The organism is Bacillus sp. FSL K6-1560 (assembly GCF_038592935.1).
In the GTDB taxonomy this organism is placed as follows: Bacteria; Bacillota; Bacilli; order Bacillales; family Bacillaceae; genus Bacillus; species Bacillus subtilis.
Window position 1 is genome coordinate 1974428 of sequence record NZ_CP151946.1, and the last position, 16259, is coordinate 1990686.

General features: G+C 36.4%; 18 protein-coding genes and 2 pseudogenes. All 20 read right to left on the reverse strand.

What is annotated here, in order from left to right; genetic code table 11:
• Positions 1 to 15 precede the first annotated feature (15 nt).
• On the reverse strand, positions 16 to 726 hold the full coding sequence (locus NYE22_RS10810; protein ID WP_003230954.1) for a hypothetical protein: 711 nt from the start codon (positions 724 to 726) through the stop codon (positions 16 to 18).
• Positions 723 to 1229, reverse strand: a complete 507-nt coding sequence (locus NYE22_RS10815; protein WP_342412576.1) for a hypothetical protein — start codon at positions 1227 to 1229, stop codon at positions 723 to 725. The genes NYE22_RS10810 and NYE22_RS10815 overlap by 4 nt, the downstream gene beginning before the upstream one ends.
• Positions 1226 to 1876: a hypothetical protein gene (locus NYE22_RS10820; RefSeq protein ID WP_342412578.1), complete on the reverse strand. Its 651-nt coding sequence runs from the start codon at positions 1874 to 1876 to the stop codon at positions 1226 to 1228. Before NYE22_RS10820 ends, NYE22_RS10815 begins: the two co-directional genes overlap by 4 nt.
• Positions 1860 to 2114 (reverse strand): hypothetical protein, encoded by a 255-nt coding sequence (locus tag NYE22_RS10825; protein WP_342412580.1) that lies wholly within the window; start codon positions 2112 to 2114, stop codon positions 1860 to 1862. The genes NYE22_RS10820 and NYE22_RS10825 overlap by 17 nt, the downstream gene beginning before the upstream one ends.
• Positions 2111 to 2506: a hypothetical protein gene (locus tag NYE22_RS10830; protein ID WP_342412583.1), complete on the reverse strand. Its 396-nt coding sequence runs from the start codon at positions 2504 to 2506 to the stop codon at positions 2111 to 2113. Before NYE22_RS10830 ends, NYE22_RS10825 begins: the two co-directional genes overlap by 4 nt.
• Before the next feature lie 14 nt (positions 2507 to 2520).
• Entirely contained in the window at positions 2521 to 2991 is a 471-nt protein-coding gene (locus NYE22_RS10835) for a hypothetical protein (RefSeq protein WP_041352941.1), read from the reverse strand.
• Between the two features lie 35 nt (positions 2992 to 3026).
• A complete protein-coding gene (locus tag NYE22_RS10840) occupies positions 3027 to 4043 on the reverse strand; it encodes a hypothetical protein (RefSeq protein ID WP_041337005.1) in 1017 nt (338 codons plus the stop codon).
• 38 nt (positions 4044 to 4081) lie between these two features.
• A complete protein-coding gene (locus NYE22_RS10845) occupies positions 4082 to 4618 on the reverse strand; it encodes a hypothetical protein (RefSeq protein ID WP_019712260.1) in 537 nt (178 codons plus the stop codon).
• Positions 4619 to 4642: 24 nt separating this feature from the next.
• Positions 4643 to 6079, reverse strand: a complete 1437-nt coding sequence (locus NYE22_RS10850; protein ID WP_099043138.1) for a hypothetical protein — start codon at positions 6077 to 6079, stop codon at positions 4643 to 4645.
• 30 nt (positions 6080 to 6109) lie between these two features.
• Positions 6110 to 7630 (reverse strand): hypothetical protein, encoded by a 1521-nt coding sequence (locus NYE22_RS10855; RefSeq protein ID WP_342412588.1) that lies wholly within the window; start codon positions 7628 to 7630, stop codon positions 6110 to 6112.
• A 17-nt stretch (positions 7631 to 7647) separates the two neighbouring features.
• Positions 7648 to 9417, reverse strand: coding sequence for a terminase large subunit (locus NYE22_RS10860; protein WP_003230970.1), 1770 nt, complete (start codon positions 9415 to 9417; stop codon positions 7648 to 7650).
• The gene (locus NYE22_RS10865; protein ID WP_342412590.1) at positions 9404 to 10324 is read right to left on the reverse strand and encodes a hypothetical protein; all 921 of its coding nucleotides are present in this window, start codon (positions 10322 to 10324) and stop codon (positions 9404 to 9406) included. Before NYE22_RS10865 ends, NYE22_RS10860 begins: the two co-directional genes overlap by 14 nt.
• Positions 10325 to 10426: 102 nt before the next feature.
• Positions 10427 to 10927: a hypothetical protein gene (locus NYE22_RS10870; protein WP_061891089.1), complete on the reverse strand. Its 501-nt coding sequence runs from the start codon at positions 10925 to 10927 to the stop codon at positions 10427 to 10429.
• A gap of 32 nt (positions 10928 to 10959) precedes the next feature.
• On the reverse strand, positions 10960 to 11289 hold the full coding sequence (locus NYE22_RS10875; protein ID WP_061891090.1) for a hypothetical protein: 330 nt from the start codon (positions 11287 to 11289) through the stop codon (positions 10960 to 10962).
• 36 nt (positions 11290 to 11325) lie between these two features.
• On the reverse strand, positions 11326 to 11781 hold the full coding sequence (locus NYE22_RS10880) for a hypothetical protein (RefSeq protein ID WP_072692662.1): 456 nt from the start codon (positions 11779 to 11781) through the stop codon (positions 11326 to 11328).
• Between the two features lie 13 nt (positions 11782 to 11794).
• The gene (locus NYE22_RS10885) at positions 11795 to 12994 is read right to left on the reverse strand and encodes a metallophosphoesterase family protein (RefSeq protein WP_072692661.1); all 1200 of its coding nucleotides are present in this window, start codon (positions 12992 to 12994) and stop codon (positions 11795 to 11797) included.
• 11 nt (positions 12995 to 13005) lie between these two features.
• Entirely contained in the window at positions 13006 to 13215 is a 210-nt protein-coding gene (locus tag NYE22_RS10890) for a YonK family protein (RefSeq protein WP_068947519.1), read from the reverse strand.
• Between the two features lie 955 nt (positions 13216 to 14170).
• Positions 14171 to 14342: pseudogene (locus tag NYE22_RS10895) on the reverse strand (hypothetical protein).
• A 558-nt stretch (positions 14343 to 14900) separates the two neighbouring features.
• Positions 14901 to 15179, reverse strand: coding sequence for an HU family DNA-binding protein (locus NYE22_RS10900; RefSeq protein ID WP_042976245.1), 279 nt, complete (start codon positions 15177 to 15179; stop codon positions 14901 to 14903).
• Positions 15180 to 15441: 262 nt separating this feature from the next.
• A pseudogene (locus NYE22_RS10905) lies at positions 15442 to 16074 on the reverse strand (hypothetical protein); the annotation flags it as partial.
• Positions 16075 to 16259 lie beyond the last annotated feature (185 nt).

The window sequence follows — 16259 nt, forward strand, 5'->3', positions numbered from 1 at the left end:
AGAGACTAAAGTTAATTAGCCTCCGAATAATTGCTCGATATTTTTAGCATCTTTAGTGCTTAGGTGATAAGACTCTTCCTTGTAAAGATTAATGTGACTGCTCCAATCACTCACTTTTACATCAGGAGAGACAGTAGCAAAAAGTGTGGTTGTGTTATAATTCATTACTTCAGCCATCCTGTAGAACGACAAATATAGTTGATACATAGTCATTTCAGATATTTCTTCATATGTGTATCCGTTAAATGCAGCAACACAGCTTACTATATCCTTTAAATCACTTTGAGAATCTTGTTGCTTGAGTGATTTACTTATATCATGGAACTCCTGAAGTTCATCATTGTCAACGACCTTGTCTTCAGTGATACAATGCATGTCTAGTATTAGTTTTCGGAGACGGGGAAAATTATGTTTTCCAATCAACGATAGGGAATCCTTGTTTATCAATACTTTTGAAAAAACTTTGAAATAAGCCTCGTGAAAATCAGGGAGTACCGAATGTACAATTTCATAAAGATCTCTCTTTTTCATTTCAATAATAAATGGGTCAAGCGAGCCATCCTCATTAAACCTTGAATATTCTTTAATAAGACTTTTCTTATTCATCCTCAACATGCTTAGTTCTTTGGTGTAGAGAGGATAATCTTTTAAGCGGATGAAATCAATCTCTCCTATTTCAGTCTGGATCGGTTTTCCCAAGAAAAAGAAATCCTTTAACTCATTCATTTGCTTGCTCCAAAAGTAAAGATCATCTTGTAGCCCAGGTATCCGTCAGGAGGATTACTAATAAGCAAACGTCTATAATCTACTGTTACACCAAAACCAGCAATATTTTTATTGAAAAACAATTTTGAAACCCTGTCGATGATTTTCAAACTTCGATACTCAGATATCTCAAATGTATTAATGTGTGTGTATACATCGATCATCAATTCTTGATTTAACAACATAAAGCTTTGGTTTGTCGGCTTAGGCAATGCATTCCCTAAATAAATACACATCCTACATAATGGTGAATCCGATAGATCATCTGTTTTAGGTGCTCGCTTGAATATGGTATTGATTATAGCGGGAGAGTCATTTGTGGAGTCATAATAATTTTCGAGTGATTGAACATCTGGATGAGAAGTGGAGAGAGGATCAGTTTTGTAATACAAGAGCCGATTCAGTTCAACATCATCCATAACTAATCTGAAGACTTTTGTCATCTGTTCAACAGTCATGCTCATGTCTTTTCACCAACTTTCTTTTTGGCAACCAATTTTATTGTTCCGTGGTCTCCATAAACTTTAGAATAGTCTATATCATCGACTTGATAATCTTCGCCAAAGAAGGTGAGGGTAAGTCCGATTTTTAATTTTTCATGAACAAGATAAGGAATTGTAATGTTTGCTTGACCATCTGGAAGATTTACCGCCAATTCAGTGCCATTTATTGAAGTTGTCCTTTCAAATATGCAGGGAACTTCAGTTTTTTCACCAGGTACTTTTTCATAAATTGGCTTACCAGTGATTTCGTTAATTTTGCCAGTATCGATTAGCTTGTCTTCTGAAGTAAGAAAAAATGATGTTCCACATATTTTTATCTCAGCCTTTTTGTAAATCTTATTACTGAGAGGGTGGGAGGTGATGAGCCATGTTTCATCATTAAACTTAACAACTCCGCCACGATAAATGTCAGCAATTTCACCTAATATATATCTTGCAGAACCATCGCCACTAGAGTACTTAGAGGTGATCATTACTGTTTTTTCGATTCCATCAATTTTGACTTTTTCAGATTCAAACCCCTTGAGGCCTTGTTGGAAAATAAGCTTACCATCATGAAGAAGTTTATTATTAATGTTAACCTTGTGGTAATTACTGTAGTCCTTCATTCGAATCACCGTCTGTTACTAAGTTATCCCTAAGTCTGCTTAATTCACCACTTACTGTTAAAATAGTGTCTCTGATTTCTGTGAGTTCAGGATCACTTAGCAGCTTTTTATTAAGGTATTTCTCCAATTTGAAGAGGACTGAATTGTTTCTCTTACACAGTTTACTGCAAAAGACTTCTAAGTCCTCGAGCTTTATTTGTCCATCTTTATGTGCCGATTTAACTTTAATTGTACTCATAGATAATCCACCGCAGTGTTCAATATCAAGCGCTCAATTTCGTCTTTCTGATCCATTACACTTTGTTTAAGTGAATTGAGTTGCGTACCAAAGTTCTTGATCCCCACATCATTAGTGAAGGGCTGCCACGTATTCTCAAACAAGGTCTTTTTATTTAACAAGAAGATGTATCTCAAGAAGTGTGCAAGAATAAGAAGATCATCCTCAGATAATTCTCGATTAACAGTTTCAGTTGAATTATCAGCTTTTAAATTGTCTCTAAGCCGGTTATTGAAATGAAGGATTGCATTTCGAATTGATTTATAAATGTCCTCTTCTTCTTGAGGAACATCAAAATCGGACGTCTCGCAGTTGTTTAAAAAGGTTTCCCATATTTGATCATAAGATGTCATAAAAATCCCTCCTCTTAGTCAAAGAGAAGGGAAGGATCAGCGACTCCCATCCAATCAGCCAAAACTTTTAATTTGCCTGCAGCAATGTCATCGCTAAATTCTGAAGCAACGTCAATAATAAATTGTTTCTCAGAATCCACTGTGATTTTATCGAGCTTATTTTTTAGTTGAGCAATATTTCCTGATTTAATCATCTTTTCAATTTCTTCTTTGGTATGGATGTTATTTTCATAAGCCTCCGACTCAACAATAGAATCTTTAATTTCTTTGGTGGTATCATTATCTTCAACAATAACTAATTCACCTTTATCGAAACAAACGCTGTTCATTGTGAGCCATTCAACAACTTCTTTTGGAACTTCTTTAATATCAGCCTTCCCATTTTTACTTCCAGCCCAAGTGTATTGTTTATGTCCGCCATCGCCGGTATACCCAACAAAATAAGACGTACTTCTGTATCGTGCTAACTTAATTTTTTCAGTCAAATTAATATCCTCCTAAAAAATCCTCATATTTTGATTTAGATAGATACTGCAGCTTGTTCTTCAATAATTCCGATTGCTTCTCCAAAAAGAAGGTTAACAGAAGCATCTTGAACAATTTTCATTTTGATTCTTTCATCTTCGATATCTTGTTCTGTCAATTGACGCAGTCCGCCATACTCAACAACAGAAAATGGTTTTTGAGAAACGCCGCCGGCAAACATATAACCTTTGTTGACAGGAAGTTCGACTTTACTATTTGTATCATCTGTAAATGGGTTAGTGAGGTTAACAGCAGTTGTTCTGCCGATAGTTGTTGGATTTAGAGCAGTAAGGAGCTCTCCTTTTACTTCTTCTGTTAAGAAGTTCTTAAACGTAGAGTCTGTTCCTTGTTGGAATGCGAAGTAGTCAATGAGAAGAGTGTCAGCGACGAAGATTGGTTTTCCACCATAACGTTGAAGCACGGAAGCTACTTTGTTGTATTGCTGAAGAGTAAGGTTTGAGCCTGTTTGAACATTTTTTGCAGGGATTTTACCAGCTGTAATTGCGCTTGCAGTTAATTGATGAATTTTATCGAGGTACAAACGGACTTTAGCATCTGCGATATCATTCACCAATTTATTGAAGTAAACAATTGAATCTGTTACGAGATCTAGGGGTTCATAATAGAAACCTGTTGACATAGTTTTCGGAACAGCAGGAACTGTTTCTTGTCCTTCAACACGAACCAAATCAACACCAGAGCCTGTAGCAGACCAAATGACTTTTGCCTTATTCTTTTTTGGAATTTTAATTTCTTTAATATTGCCTCGTTTTTCTTGTTGGACATTGGCCAGAAGGGAGAGGAGCTGTGTTACTTTTGGTTTCGCAATTTCATCAGCTTGTTCAACGACAAGGTTATTAAATTGATGGAGCATGGAAGGGTCAGGTGTAGTACCGCCATCACCAAATACTTTCTTAATGTAAGTTTGGATATCAGCTTGGTCTGTACCGTCCATTTTGTTATTTAATACACGGCTAAACAAGCCTTTGATTTTCACAGTATCTAATTTCATTTAAAATACTCCTTTTATTGAAATTTATTTGTTATGTATTAGGCCTCGATTACTTCAAGGCGAACAAGTTTTTGTCCCATTGTGTAAACAAGGTCATCTTCATTATTTACAACGAGGAACTTAGCAGAAGAATCAGCATAATCCTCATGAGGGGAAGCAGGATCACTAAGAATATACTTTTGAGTAGCAATATCAAAGTGAGCTACTTGACCTTGTTTAACCTCAGTCACTCCTGTATTAAATGAAAATGCAGAAACATCAAAACGGGTATAAGCTGGCTCAAGGATAACAATTCGAGCATGCTCTCCTACACCGTTATAAAAATCTCTCATTGATTCACCAAGATAGCGTGCTTCAGGAGATGCAATTAAATATGATTTTTTTGTTTTATCTGATAACTTCGAAGCTGTACGGTTTCCCTCAGCATCAAATCCAAGTTCAACAAGCATAAAGTTGTCAATATCTGATCCAGTTACTTTTGCACCGTGAGCAACTGTTTTAATTTTTAAAGAATTCAAGTTTCCAGTAGTATGATTCCCTACTTCAGTAAGGGCTTTTTGTAATCTTGTAGCCATATTTTATTCCTCCGATTTTAAAATTTATTGTGAAAAGCGGGATTCAAAAGAGTCATCATTAGGGATTAAATTTTCCCGTTTGCTAGAAAATTCTCTAATGGTTGTATTAGTTTCAGCAGGAACACTAACTAAATCAACTAACATTGTGTTAAGTTGTAATACAGCTTTTTCTCCTTCTTCACCTTGTTTAATGGAAGCATGGATAAGGTTTTGTACTTCTTCTGTACTGAATTTTTCCTCAGCATTTAAAGCTTCAAATTTCGCTTTATAGAATTCATTTTTCTCACTTAGTTTTTGCTCTAATAAAGTTTTCTCGTGTTTTTCTTTATAAGGCTTCAATTGTTCCACTTCAGAATTTAATTGCACAAGCTTTTCACTGGCAGTGTTGAATTGCTGTTCAATTCCTACCTTATCCTTATTGATTTGATTTACTTGTTTCGTTAAATCTTTAATTTGTTCATCTTTCTGGTTAAGTTGTGATTGAATAGGTTCAGGAACAACTTCCTCCCAGTTGCGAGTCATGAATACCTCAGTTTTACTGTCAAAATCAATTGAAACAGTATCGCCTGTTCTTGTGTAATTGAACTTAAAGTATTTGTCATAGCTATTTTCATCTGACCAGCTATACACGTTTACGATGAAATACGTATCATATACATCTGCAATAAATGAATCTGATTCTTTATCAAGGGTTGGATCTAATTGGCTATATAGAAGCGTCCGAACGTCAGAGTGAGACAATTCAAACACTTTTCTAAACTTATTCATTTTTTCACCTTCCTCATTATTTTGTCTTGTAGCTGCTTGAGCCACTAATCTTTCAAATCGTTGAAGTTCATTAAAGCTTAGAAGTTTGGAAGAATCGTAGGCGGGGAGGACAATGTCATGCTCTCCACGTTTCTCTGAATTTAAAATTGCATGACCTTCGAAATAGATGGGGGACTGTAGGTGTTCGATACCATCTTGCACAGTGTAATTTGAATAAAGGATCTCACAACTTGTATTAATGTTGATGCCTCTACCATACCATTCAAGTAAAAGTTCACATGCATCTTTAAATCGAGAGCTCCAAAGTATTGCATCTGCTGCCAATACTTCTTTTTTACCATCTGGGGTTTCAATTTCAGTTATGTATCCCTCGGATGTAAAGACACCGATTGGGGCAGTATCTCTTTTTACTTCAAGTTCTCCGTGCTTGTCTGTGTCTAGATAAGCTTCATGAGTTCCCAATGCATCTGTAGAAGTATTTAATTCATCAACCTCGTAATATTTTGCAACAATTGGTTTATTAATAATTGTTGAAGCAGCTTCAAGAGCAACATCCTTAGAAATTACTGCATTATTGTGAGAGACATCGAAATCAAAAATGACAAAGCTACATGACAACTTTGTTGGGTCATCTGATGTTTTAATCTCATTCAATTGAAGTTGGCATAGTTTTTTCTTTTGCTTCTTTGTCAAATAATTTCACCTCCCTTCAAAAGTGAAGTTTTAAATAGGATTGTCATTACCGTTGGATGTAGCTGACTTCACTGTGTTGTCGTTGTTTTTATTACCTTCATTTGGGCGGCCAACTTCATTCCCAGTGAAGGTATATGAAGTTTGATAAGGTCTAATTTTTTCTTGGAGTTTCAGCTCTTCAGTTTCATATAGAGTTTGTTCAAGGTAACTTTCCCAAGACACTCCTGCCAAATTGTCAACTACGTGCTTAATAGACCAGCCCTTATCATTTAATTTAATTAAGATATCCATTTTTTCTTTGAGAGTGAGCGGCTTGTCCTTATCGTAATTCATATAGTAGTTGTCTTTTTGGGCAGCAGGCAAAACAAGGTTGAATAACTTTTGATAAACCTCTTGCTCAATATCCTCCATTAAAACTCCAATACGCTTATAAAATGTATCCAAGTTTAACGACGACGTTGCATAGTTACCCCCATCACCATTTAAAAGGGAGCCGGATAAGCCGTAAGCAGATTGAATATCGCTATTGATATGGTCAAATTTTGCTCCATCTAATCCATCTGCTTTAACATCAGGAAAGTTGATATCGGCATAGTCTGGGATTGATACTACAGTTACTCCATCTTTTTGGTTCTTTTCTAAAGCTGCTTTAACTCCACCATGAATTTTTTGTTTAACTGCTTTAGGCAGCTTCATGTTTGTGTATTCGCCATTGCCTTTATCTGTTCCAATCGTTAGAACTGCAACAGCGTTAATAATTTTATTTGCGATGGATCTTTCAACATCCTTAAGCTTCTTTTTATGGAGAACATCATATAAACCTGGGGTAACCCAAGATGTTCCCAATCCTTGATTTCTTTTTAGAGTTCCTGTGCGTAGTGGAAAAGTTCTTTCTTGTGGCAGTTCCTTATATCGATATTTCTCTCGATCTTTCATGAAGTTTTCATAATCGCTTTGTTTAATATAAGGGGAGAGGCTTTTTAACAATTCATTTCTGTGATCATCTTTATACTTAGTGAACAGCTCCATGTCAACAACACATACCCAGTCCCCATTTCTTCTAAATGAGGGGAATACATATTTAATCTCATCAAAAATAAACGGATAGGGGTTCTTAGCATCCCCAAGCCATATACCAACAAGAGTGCCAGCTGTAGCTACCTGTTTTAACAGATCCCTAGTAAGTCTTTTATGTTTGACCTTATGTAAGGATTTATTCAAAAGAGAAATGTGCTTATCTGAAGACTTAACTTTATTAAAGGAGTCAATTTTATAGTTGAGGGTAGGGAGGGCTTCAATCAATTCGAACAATTGGTGTATCTCTGCAGTCGAAATATAAAAATACTCCGCAAGATCTTCAATTTCTTCTTGAAATTCATCGGGGCTAGAAAAATAATTCTTTAATTGTTCGGCCTCAATTTCCGTAACAATTCCATTGGAAAACATATTTGAGATAAAGCCGGAAGCAAATGTAGAAGTATAAGTTGAATAGTCATTCAGCATTTGCTTATACTCTTCAGACTCAATGTCAACTTTATTTAAGGTTACCATGTTTCACCTCATTTCTTTTAAAAATAAACTAGTTCGTCTTCAACGTCATATTCAGTTTGTTTGTTTAACTGTCTTTCTAATACTGTGGCAATGTAGTTGCCATAAGCCACTGAGCTATATCTGTCTTTTCGTTTGCTCTTTGGCTCTTTAAGCTTAACTTGTCCGTTATCGCTATACTCAGCTTCTAAGTTGATCATTTCATTTATCAGAAGAGTAATCTGTGCATAGCTTGAAAGGAATTTTCCTTTAACTTCAGGAGATAACCCTTCATAGCCTTTAAATCTTTTCAGGTATTCTTTTCCTTCATTTTCGTTGATAGGAATTTTGATTTTTCCTCGTTTGAATCCATCTTTTAGTAATACCGCAATTTCGCTGTTCAATTGTGCATTACCTTTAATGCTATAAATTACTTTTTCGGCATTTTGATAAGTACAACGCTCAGCCATTCTTTCATCGTTAATACATGAAAATGGCTCATATTCTTTTGCACGTTCTTTATCATAAAGAGGCTGGCATAATGCATCATACACACCAAGTCCGATACTTTGAGTATCTAATACAATATAATCGCAATCATAATCTTCGTATATTTGTCGAATTCTTGTTGCTTGAGTTCCTGTGTGACCGCCTACGATGCTCTCCATGTATACAATATGACGATCATATCCATTGGAGTTTGGGATCAGTCTGAATACAGTGTAAACACTGGCGTCATTATCCTTACCGGCCATTCCAGCGATATCATTGCTTACCAGCCTAATTTCTCCTGGTTTCTTGCCTTCATATTTGAAGTTGGAATCCTTGATCAGACTGTAATAGTCAGGGGGGAAGAGGGGGGAAGCAAGCTTGCGGTTCTTTTCAATGTCTTCAAATTTAAAATAAGCTTTTTCAGATTCACCAAACCAGAGAGCTTCCATTTCCATAGACCAACCGATAGGATCAAAATCTTCTTCGGCCATTTCATCTCTAACCTGATCTTTATCCAAAAGGCCTTCTTTAATTGCGATCTGATAAGGGAGACCGCACACAAAATATTTTGATCCTTTCATCATGGCATTATAGTAAGTTATGAATCTGTTAAATGACCAATGAACCTTGTACCAGCAGGAAGACAAGTAAATTTCTTTGTTTCGTTCTTTTAAGTGAGCGTATTCTTCTTTTTCGAGATATTTAGGAGAACGGGGAGCTGTCAGGAATTTTCGAAGTACTTTACTGATGATTTCAAAATCAACCATTCTGAATTCATCTACAATAAGGAGGTTTGCACGCTTGGAGCGGGCGCCATCATTTGAGGCTACGATTTTAATCCAGCTGCCATTATGAAACTCCACTTTAGCATCATTTGTTGAGGTTTTTAAATCTTCAATTTCTCGCCTTAAATTAGGTGATTCTTTGCGTAAGTCATCAATTTTCTCTATGACTTCACGAGCTTGTCCCTTTGTGCCCGATGCGATAACTATTTTAGTACCTGGGAAGAGTATGGCTTGCACACAGCAATATACAGAGGTTAACCAAGTTTTACCCTGCCCACGACTGGCCAAGTACATAAAATAATGGTTATGTACCATCATGTAAATTAAAATACATTGAAACAATTTAAGTGTAATACCCAAGTATTCTTTTACAAACCGATGTGGGTTTGCTCTATAGAAAGAAGTCCATGCGCCGATACCATCCATTAACCGTTCAGATTTTGATTTCTTTTTAAAGTTGTTTCCCTTTTTAAAGATATTGATTCCTCGACTGTGCTTGTTGCGATCTGTTGTAAAATTTTTATGTGAGGTCATTTTCTCGATCCTCTTCTTCTTCAACAGGTTCTTCAACAGTATGCTTATTCATTTCTTCCCAATATTCCTCTGAATATTGATTTTTCAAACCAAGCATTCGGGACAGATGCCCAAGGAAAAATACCTTAATGTATTTCCCGATTTTATCAGGATCTTTCCATCTAGGCTCTGGCTCAGGAATAGGTCTCTCATTCTCATATTTTTTGATCAGAGTGCCAAAAGACTCTTGTTCAACTCCACTTGCTCCAGTTTCTTGAACTGGTTTTAAATTACTTGATCCAAGTAAATCTTGAAGAGTTTTTTGCTGCTGATCGACTTTTTCACCATTTTCACGCCGTTTACGGATATCTAGCCGAGTCAAACATATTTCATTTATAAGAAGTTCCATTCCTTTAGAATCACATTCATACCTATTTGTGAAGTCAATGTACTCATTCTGAAGCCAAATGTAATCTTCAACATCAAGACCACGACCCCAGAATTGCATTAATTCATCTATGTCATCCTTAGATATATCTTCTGTACTTTTAGCTAGTAACAATTGTGTTGTGTATTCTTGTTCCTCTTCAAAGTCAAACTCACTGTCTGCCCAAGTTTTTGACTTGTAATCTTTCATTCCGATATTTTTCATATACGTACCCAACACATTTCCAGCTGATTTTTTCTTGGACTCTGATTCATTAACAGCGGAAACCCACAAGTCGTAAACAAAAGGACGGTCAATCATTCTTAAGATGTTTTGAACATTCTTTAAGTTATCTTTGTCTTTTTGGAATTCATTTTGGAGACAGCTCTTACATACTGACAGTTTGCCTGTTGCAGAATTGAAAGGAGATTCCGATATATAATATTGATTGGCATTTTGTTCTTTGCCGCAGCATGAGCATTTTATTTTTTCAGCAGACATATTTCACCTCCATAAAGTTTATGTAAACACATTTTACGAAACGCCCAGCAATAGAGCGGAAGGGGAGTACCGCAATCTTCGCTGGGCGTTCTAAAAAGGTGTTTAACTATAGGTCAAATCACCACTGGGAGACATTTCGATATCTTGTGTTTTTAACTTTTCAATCACCATGTCCATTAACCCTTTACCAATTCCACATGTATCAATCAACAGTTTGTCAGGGCGTTTTTCTTTTAAAATCTGAACTAATAGGTCTGCTTGATATCCGAATGTCTGAGGGGCTATTCTTCTTTTAATGTTTTCAAATTTGGAGTCTTTAACATTAACAAGTAAAACTGTAGTATAGTCTGTCTGGGGATCGACGATTAACAACCTATTTCCTTTTGGAAAATCTACGCCAATTTTATTGTCAGCAATGTTTTCATTTTCAACATTGCTACCTAAAGTGTAAAAATTAACTTTTGATTTTGATGCAAGTCCCATTAGTTTATGTAATTTATTAATAACAGTAGATATCTCTTTATCACATTTGTATCCAGACTGCTTGAGTTGGGCAAGTGTTTCTAAGTGCTTATTCAGATATTTAAAGTCTTCATTCGTCATTTTTTTCTTCATCCTCAATCGTTTTTTTTGTATTACTTTAATAAACCTTCAATAGCTCCTAGGCTTACAACTGTCTCGTAAGGTGAATAGTGTTTTGCTACCACACTCATATTTCTTAAATCATCTAGGGCAATTCTTTTATTTATAAAGGCATCTCTATGAGATTCAATAACATATTTAGGATCAACAAATGGCTTACTTACAGAATTACAAGTCACTTCTTCATAAACAGCAGGAATAGATTCCAATAGATACTTATAATCACATAGCTCTTTCATTAGTTGATCTTTGTTAATGTTTCCTGTTTCATCTTCAATGATTTGCTTCCAGAAAGACTCGTAAACTTCTTTGTAATCAGCCACTTGCACTACTCCAATCTGAATAAAATTAAAGTTTTATCAATAGTGAATTTTAAAAAATTCTTTATCAACTGGGTTCACTTTAAAAATCAAGTCTAAACCCGATACTTCTCCGTTAACACCTTTTAATTCAGCCCTAGAAATAATTTCTACATTGTTAAATTCTAAGGTAACTCTATGGGCCTCTGATGACTCAGGGCGAGAACCGACAGTTTCAGCCAATAGTTTGAATTCATGCTTAGGCGTCTCAGTTAAAACAGAAATATATTGTTTCTTTCCCAACTTTGATTCAAAGGAGGTAGGAGCTTTATAATCACCTAAAAATTTAAGTGCCTCAAAATTTAGCAGAGCATTCTTTGCAAAAATCAAATACGTTTCATGTTCATCACTATAAAAAATTTCAACATCTTGAAGTGTTGTTAAATCAACTAAAGATTCCTCAGTTTTTCTATCATACAAGTGAAGGTTATACACTTCATGCATTGCTAAATCCAAGCAGATTCCTCCTTTAGTTTTCATTTTTAAAACGAATAATGTATGTAGCTTCAACACCGTCATCATCAAAGACCATGAACTTTTGAGACGGTTTCGTTCCAAAGCGACCCTGCATCGCATAATCATCAGCGCCAACTAGCGCTCCGTTTACAACAACTGTTGTGCTGCCATATTCCTTTTCAAAGTTGTGATGAATATGACCACCGAATATGTAAGAAGGGATATAGCCAAGTAATTGAGGTAGGCGGGTTACGCATTGATCAACACGATCATAGTGACCGTGGACAAATACGACTTCATGATTGTTGATTTTAGCGGGGATAAAACCATCTTGTTCCGGTTCAATGGAAATGTTTTTAATATCTCTTAATCTAGCTTCGAGGTACCAATTAATGAGGTATTCAAAGTTTTCTTTTATTCCCACATCATTCTTAGAAGGGGAGAGACGACCGTGATTACCAGCTACATTGTAAAACTTAATTTCTTGAAACTCGCTGGCCAACATAGCTAGCACCTCAGCAAGCGTTTCTGACACATATTTAATTTGCTCTACAGCATCTTCATTAGCCTGAACTCTTGTTGAAACATGTATAAGACCTCCAATTAAATCACCAAGATTTGCAACGTGTAATGTGGAGACATGATTCTTCTTTCCATACTCAATTACTTTGTTTGTGAGATGCTCAACTCGTTCATCGAATATTTCTTTATTGAACTTATTGATGCGGTTATCGATTTCCATTCCGAAGTGCCAGTCACTGAATAAAGCAAGCCCATGCTTTTCAGCAGCAGCAGGGAGGGGGAAAGTGAAACGTAGAGGTCTTTTTGATTCTAAATTAACAATAGCTTGGACTACATCATCCTTGATTTTTTCAAAGCGAGCTTGATTCGCTATACTTTTTCTGTATTCTCTTTTTTGATCACGAGTTCTAATCTTTTCCTTTTCAGATTGAAGTCGCACTTCTTCGTATTTCCTTAGGATTTCTTCATCCAAATTCTTGGACATTATGTAATCATTCCATCGTTCATATTGCTTATAATCCTTGCGCCATTTACTCTCATCATAATTTGTACCTTGATCTTTGTTTAAGAGAGTGGCAATGGTTTTAGTATCAATGTGATAAGTATCTTTATTTTTAAAAAGTCGGATGTGGTAGTCAGTAAAGGATTCTTCCTTTTCACGGTGCAACACAGGGTTTAAAATAGCTGTCATTCAGTCACCACCTACTCAGAGAGTCCTTCAGTTTCTTGAGGTACAACTTCACTGTCGCTTTTTAAAGTGAAATCAATCGGTTCTGTTTTGCTTTCAATTTCTCTTAAGTACTTAGATAATGAGTGAATGTGTATGCCATCATTTTTATACTCAATAATTTGATCTTCATCAACGTTTACAGTGCACTTTTTAAAAGAGTATTCTTTTTTACCTTTAGCCAAATTAAATTCCTCCAATATTTGTTTTTTACGTACAATAAGCTCCTTCGGAAGCCCGATGATCCGAAGCATCGGTAACGTCCGAAAAGGGGGTATAAAGGAGATGAAAAGATAAGTCGGATAGGCGTTGGGGAAACGCCCGAAGGAGATTATTGATAACTTGCGTACCGGAAGGCTCGGAAGCACATTCCGGCTGATCAGTAAAACGCAAGCACAAAAAGGCCTTCTAACGATTTAGATGACCTTGTTCTGATTACATTCTAACCCCGTTTCACCTACGTCAGTAGCTAACGTTGGGACGCAAGCCCTTCAGATCGACAGGGGTTACGCTGATTACGGGTTCAGCGACTGAAACCTTTGCAGTCGACAAACTATAAGTAAGTCGAAATATCAAAAGACGCCATAATAACGTCTTCAGGAACTCCTTGTACATCATGGTACATGAGCATATAAACCGGTAATCGCTGTGCGAAAACCATCTGGCTCCTTCTACGCCTGGCAAATGAGCTAATTCATTTAAGAACTGTGTAAAATCTCTGAATTCACAGTGAAGCCTTTATTAGTAGCGGCTTTGGAAGGAATCCCAAAGCTGGACGTATCGCGGTATCTTTAGTGTCCCCCACGCGGGATTAATCGGCTACTCTCGATCAGACAATGAAATACTAACTCTAAACCTCGACACATTATGGTGGCGAAACACCAAGAATGAGAAGGAAAGACCCATTACAAGCCTTCTCAATGGCATTTTCAGTCTCTCTTGTCAGGTTACACGCCTTATTGAGAAACAAAGCGTCTCAAGCGCTCACCATTTATTTTGCACAGTTTTCTCTGACCCGTGTAAGGAGGTATGTGCATGGGAAAGGTAAGTTTCTTGAAGGAAAAGTAACGAATATGTTCCTAAGTGAAAATGAAAAGGCAAGACCGAAAATAATCCTTTTCTGTGAAATGAGAGCGGTGATCAAGCGCCCAAAACCATATCACTTATTTTACGAGGGTATGTAATTTCAAAGCCTCGTTTACCCGGAAAAATTTTGTTGACCGCATAATAAGCATCAAAGCTTACAAGGGCATTATTTAAAGGGAAGGGAGACGCATCTACCCTTCCCTAAGTGCAAGCCGAAGCAATACACCGCAATTAATATCCAGGCTACATGTCACCCATAGTAAGACAGACTGTGATGGGATTCACCCTACATAAAAAACTTGAGTAGCAAAGGTCTTACCGACATGTTTAGCCCGATAATAGCCATTTACCTGTCTCCTTAAGATACAGACATTCGAGTTAACCTCGCACCCTCATAAATGACTATTATCCGACTAACTGCAATGACCAGCCGCAGTTTTGTGTCAGAATGATACAGAAAACAAGGGAGTAGATATTGTTTAATCAATAAAAGCTAGTCAACACTGGAGAGAAATCTCCACTAATATTCATTTGATTAGTCTGTATCTTCATAAATGAATATTAGTCGAGAACTGATATCCCAAATATCAGTAATCAACTAATTATTGACGGCACCCCCATGCCATCAAAAAAAACTATAATTAATTAACCCGGAGATGAAGATAAGCGAAAAGAGGGGAGGTCGACAATTTCCTCCATAACTTCTAACTCTGCCTCTTTTAGGAGCATAAGCTCTTTGTGACAAAGCGTGCAGGTAGCCTTTCCTGTCGTCCTCATTAACTGATTATTTAGCTTTGACTGCGTCTTTAAGTGCTTTTGCCGGCTTAAATGCAGGTGCTTTTGTAGCCGGAATATCAATTTCCTCTCCTGTCTGGGGATTTCTCCCTTTACGAGCTGCACGTTCACGAACTTCAAATGTTCCAACTCCAGGAACCTTAATTGATTCACCTTTTGTTAGTGTTTCAACGATGACATTAAATACTGCTTCAACTTTAGGAGTAGCTTCTTTCTTAGTAACACCTAATTTTTCTGCAACTGCTCCAACAAATTCTGTTTTGTTCATGTTTTAAATCCTCCTAGTGATTTCGTTTATTTTTGTGTTAAAGTATAATTACGGTAACGTTTGTGGTTTTTTGAAAAAATGGGAGACTTACTCGCCCTTTTATGTGGAAATTAGCTTTCTTTCTCCCTTATGGCGATTATCTCAAAAGGGGCTTTCAGCCCAGTCGTACCAAGGGTTCAAGGTGCTTTTTTGTTGATCTTTTTTTGCCGAGAAATGCTGTATCCCTTGGGGGAGTAAGGCTCAAGGCACTTTCTATTGGTCGTTATCTTTTTTTATTGTAGCGTTTATGTTTATCTAAGATCATTTTTTTTGAGCAATTGTTACAGTATTTAGATTTATTAGAAGAGGGACTGAACATTTTTCCGCAATTCCCACAAGCCTTAAAATTCCTTAAGTTAATCTTTAAATTTTCCAATATATGTTCGCCAAAGCACTCCCACAAAGTCGATTTGAATTTACTCTTCTTTTTATATAGGTACTTAACTAAAACATCTGTAATAAGTTGCTCATCGTTATGTATTTCCATTAATCTTTGTTTGATAATCTTATAGACGTATAGCTTTTCTCCTGGTTTAATTTCTTCATTATTCATGAGCCACTTTTTGTTTCGGTCAAGACGTTTGTACTCATTGATAACCGTTTCATCAAGTTTCACTTTTTTATTTCGAAGTAAGAAACGGTAATCAAATTTTCCTGCAACTGCGTTAAAGTTGATTCGTTCATTAGGAATAATTGAGTCTAACTTATTTACTGTACTTTCATTAATCGATTCTACGCTATGTTCTTCTTTATCCTTTGCATTGATGAAGAAGTGGGGCACTTTATTTTTTATGTAGTCTTTGATTTGCTCATCAACATGATCAGGGCGGGTGGGCATGAATAAGGTTTTTGCGAACTTTGATACCCTCGGTTTCCCGATATTTATTAGGGAATAGACCATATCATCATCTGTACTAGACAGATGGTCAGCGCTTCATAATAAGGAATTTCACCTTATTATTACTCCATAAAGGATGGTCGTTGCACCTTCATTTACAAGTACTTCTCAGCATGATGTAAACGCTTGGCACAGGGTTTTCA

Excerpts from the sequence above, each read along its gene's own strand:
- NYE22_RS10900 (WP_042976245.1), bottom strand. The coding sequence starts at position 15,179 with ATGAACAAAACAGAATTTGTTGGAGCAGTTGCAGAAAAATTAGGTGTT.
- NYE22_RS10825 (WP_342412580.1), bottom strand. The coding sequence starts at position 2,114 with ATGAGTACAATTAAAGTTAAATCGGCACATAAAGATGGACAAATAAAG.
- NYE22_RS10815 (WP_342412576.1), bottom strand. The coding sequence starts at position 1,229 with ATGAGCATGACTGTTGAACAGATGACAAAAGTCTTCAGATTAGTTATG.
- NYE22_RS10860 (WP_003230970.1), bottom strand. The coding sequence starts at position 9,417 with ATGACCTCACATAAAAATTTTACAACAGATCGCAACAAGCACAGTCGA.
- NYE22_RS10870 (WP_061891089.1), bottom strand. The coding sequence starts at position 10,927 with ATGACGAATGAAGACTTTAAATATCTGAATAAGCACTTAGAAACACTT.
- NYE22_RS10855 (WP_342412588.1), bottom strand. The coding sequence starts at position 7,630 with ATGGTAACCTTAAATAAAGTTGACATTGAGTCTGAAGAGTATAAGCAA.
- NYE22_RS10845 (WP_019712260.1), bottom strand. The coding sequence starts at position 4,618 with ATGGCTACAAGATTACAAAAAGCCCTTACTGAAGTAGGGAATCATACT.
- NYE22_RS10830 (WP_342412583.1), bottom strand. The coding sequence starts at position 2,506 with ATGACATCTTATGATCAAATATGGGAAACCTTTTTAAACAACTGCGAG.
- NYE22_RS10810 (WP_003230954.1), bottom strand. The coding sequence starts at position 726 with ATGAATGAGTTAAAGGATTTCTTTTTCTTGGGAAAACCGATCCAGACT.
- NYE22_RS10840 (WP_041337005.1), bottom strand. The coding sequence starts at position 4,043 with ATGAAATTAGATACTGTGAAAATCAAAGGCTTGTTTAGCCGTGTATTA.
- NYE22_RS10820 (WP_342412578.1), bottom strand. The coding sequence starts at position 1,876 with ATGAAGGACTACAGTAATTACCACAAGGTTAACATTAATAATAAACTT.
- NYE22_RS10885 (WP_072692661.1), bottom strand. The coding sequence starts at position 12,994 with ATGACAGCTATTTTAAACCCTGTGTTGCACCGTGAAAAGGAAGAATCC.
- NYE22_RS10865 (WP_342412590.1), bottom strand. The coding sequence starts at position 10,324 with ATGTCTGCTGAAAAAATAAAATGCTCATGCTGCGGCAAAGAACAAAAT.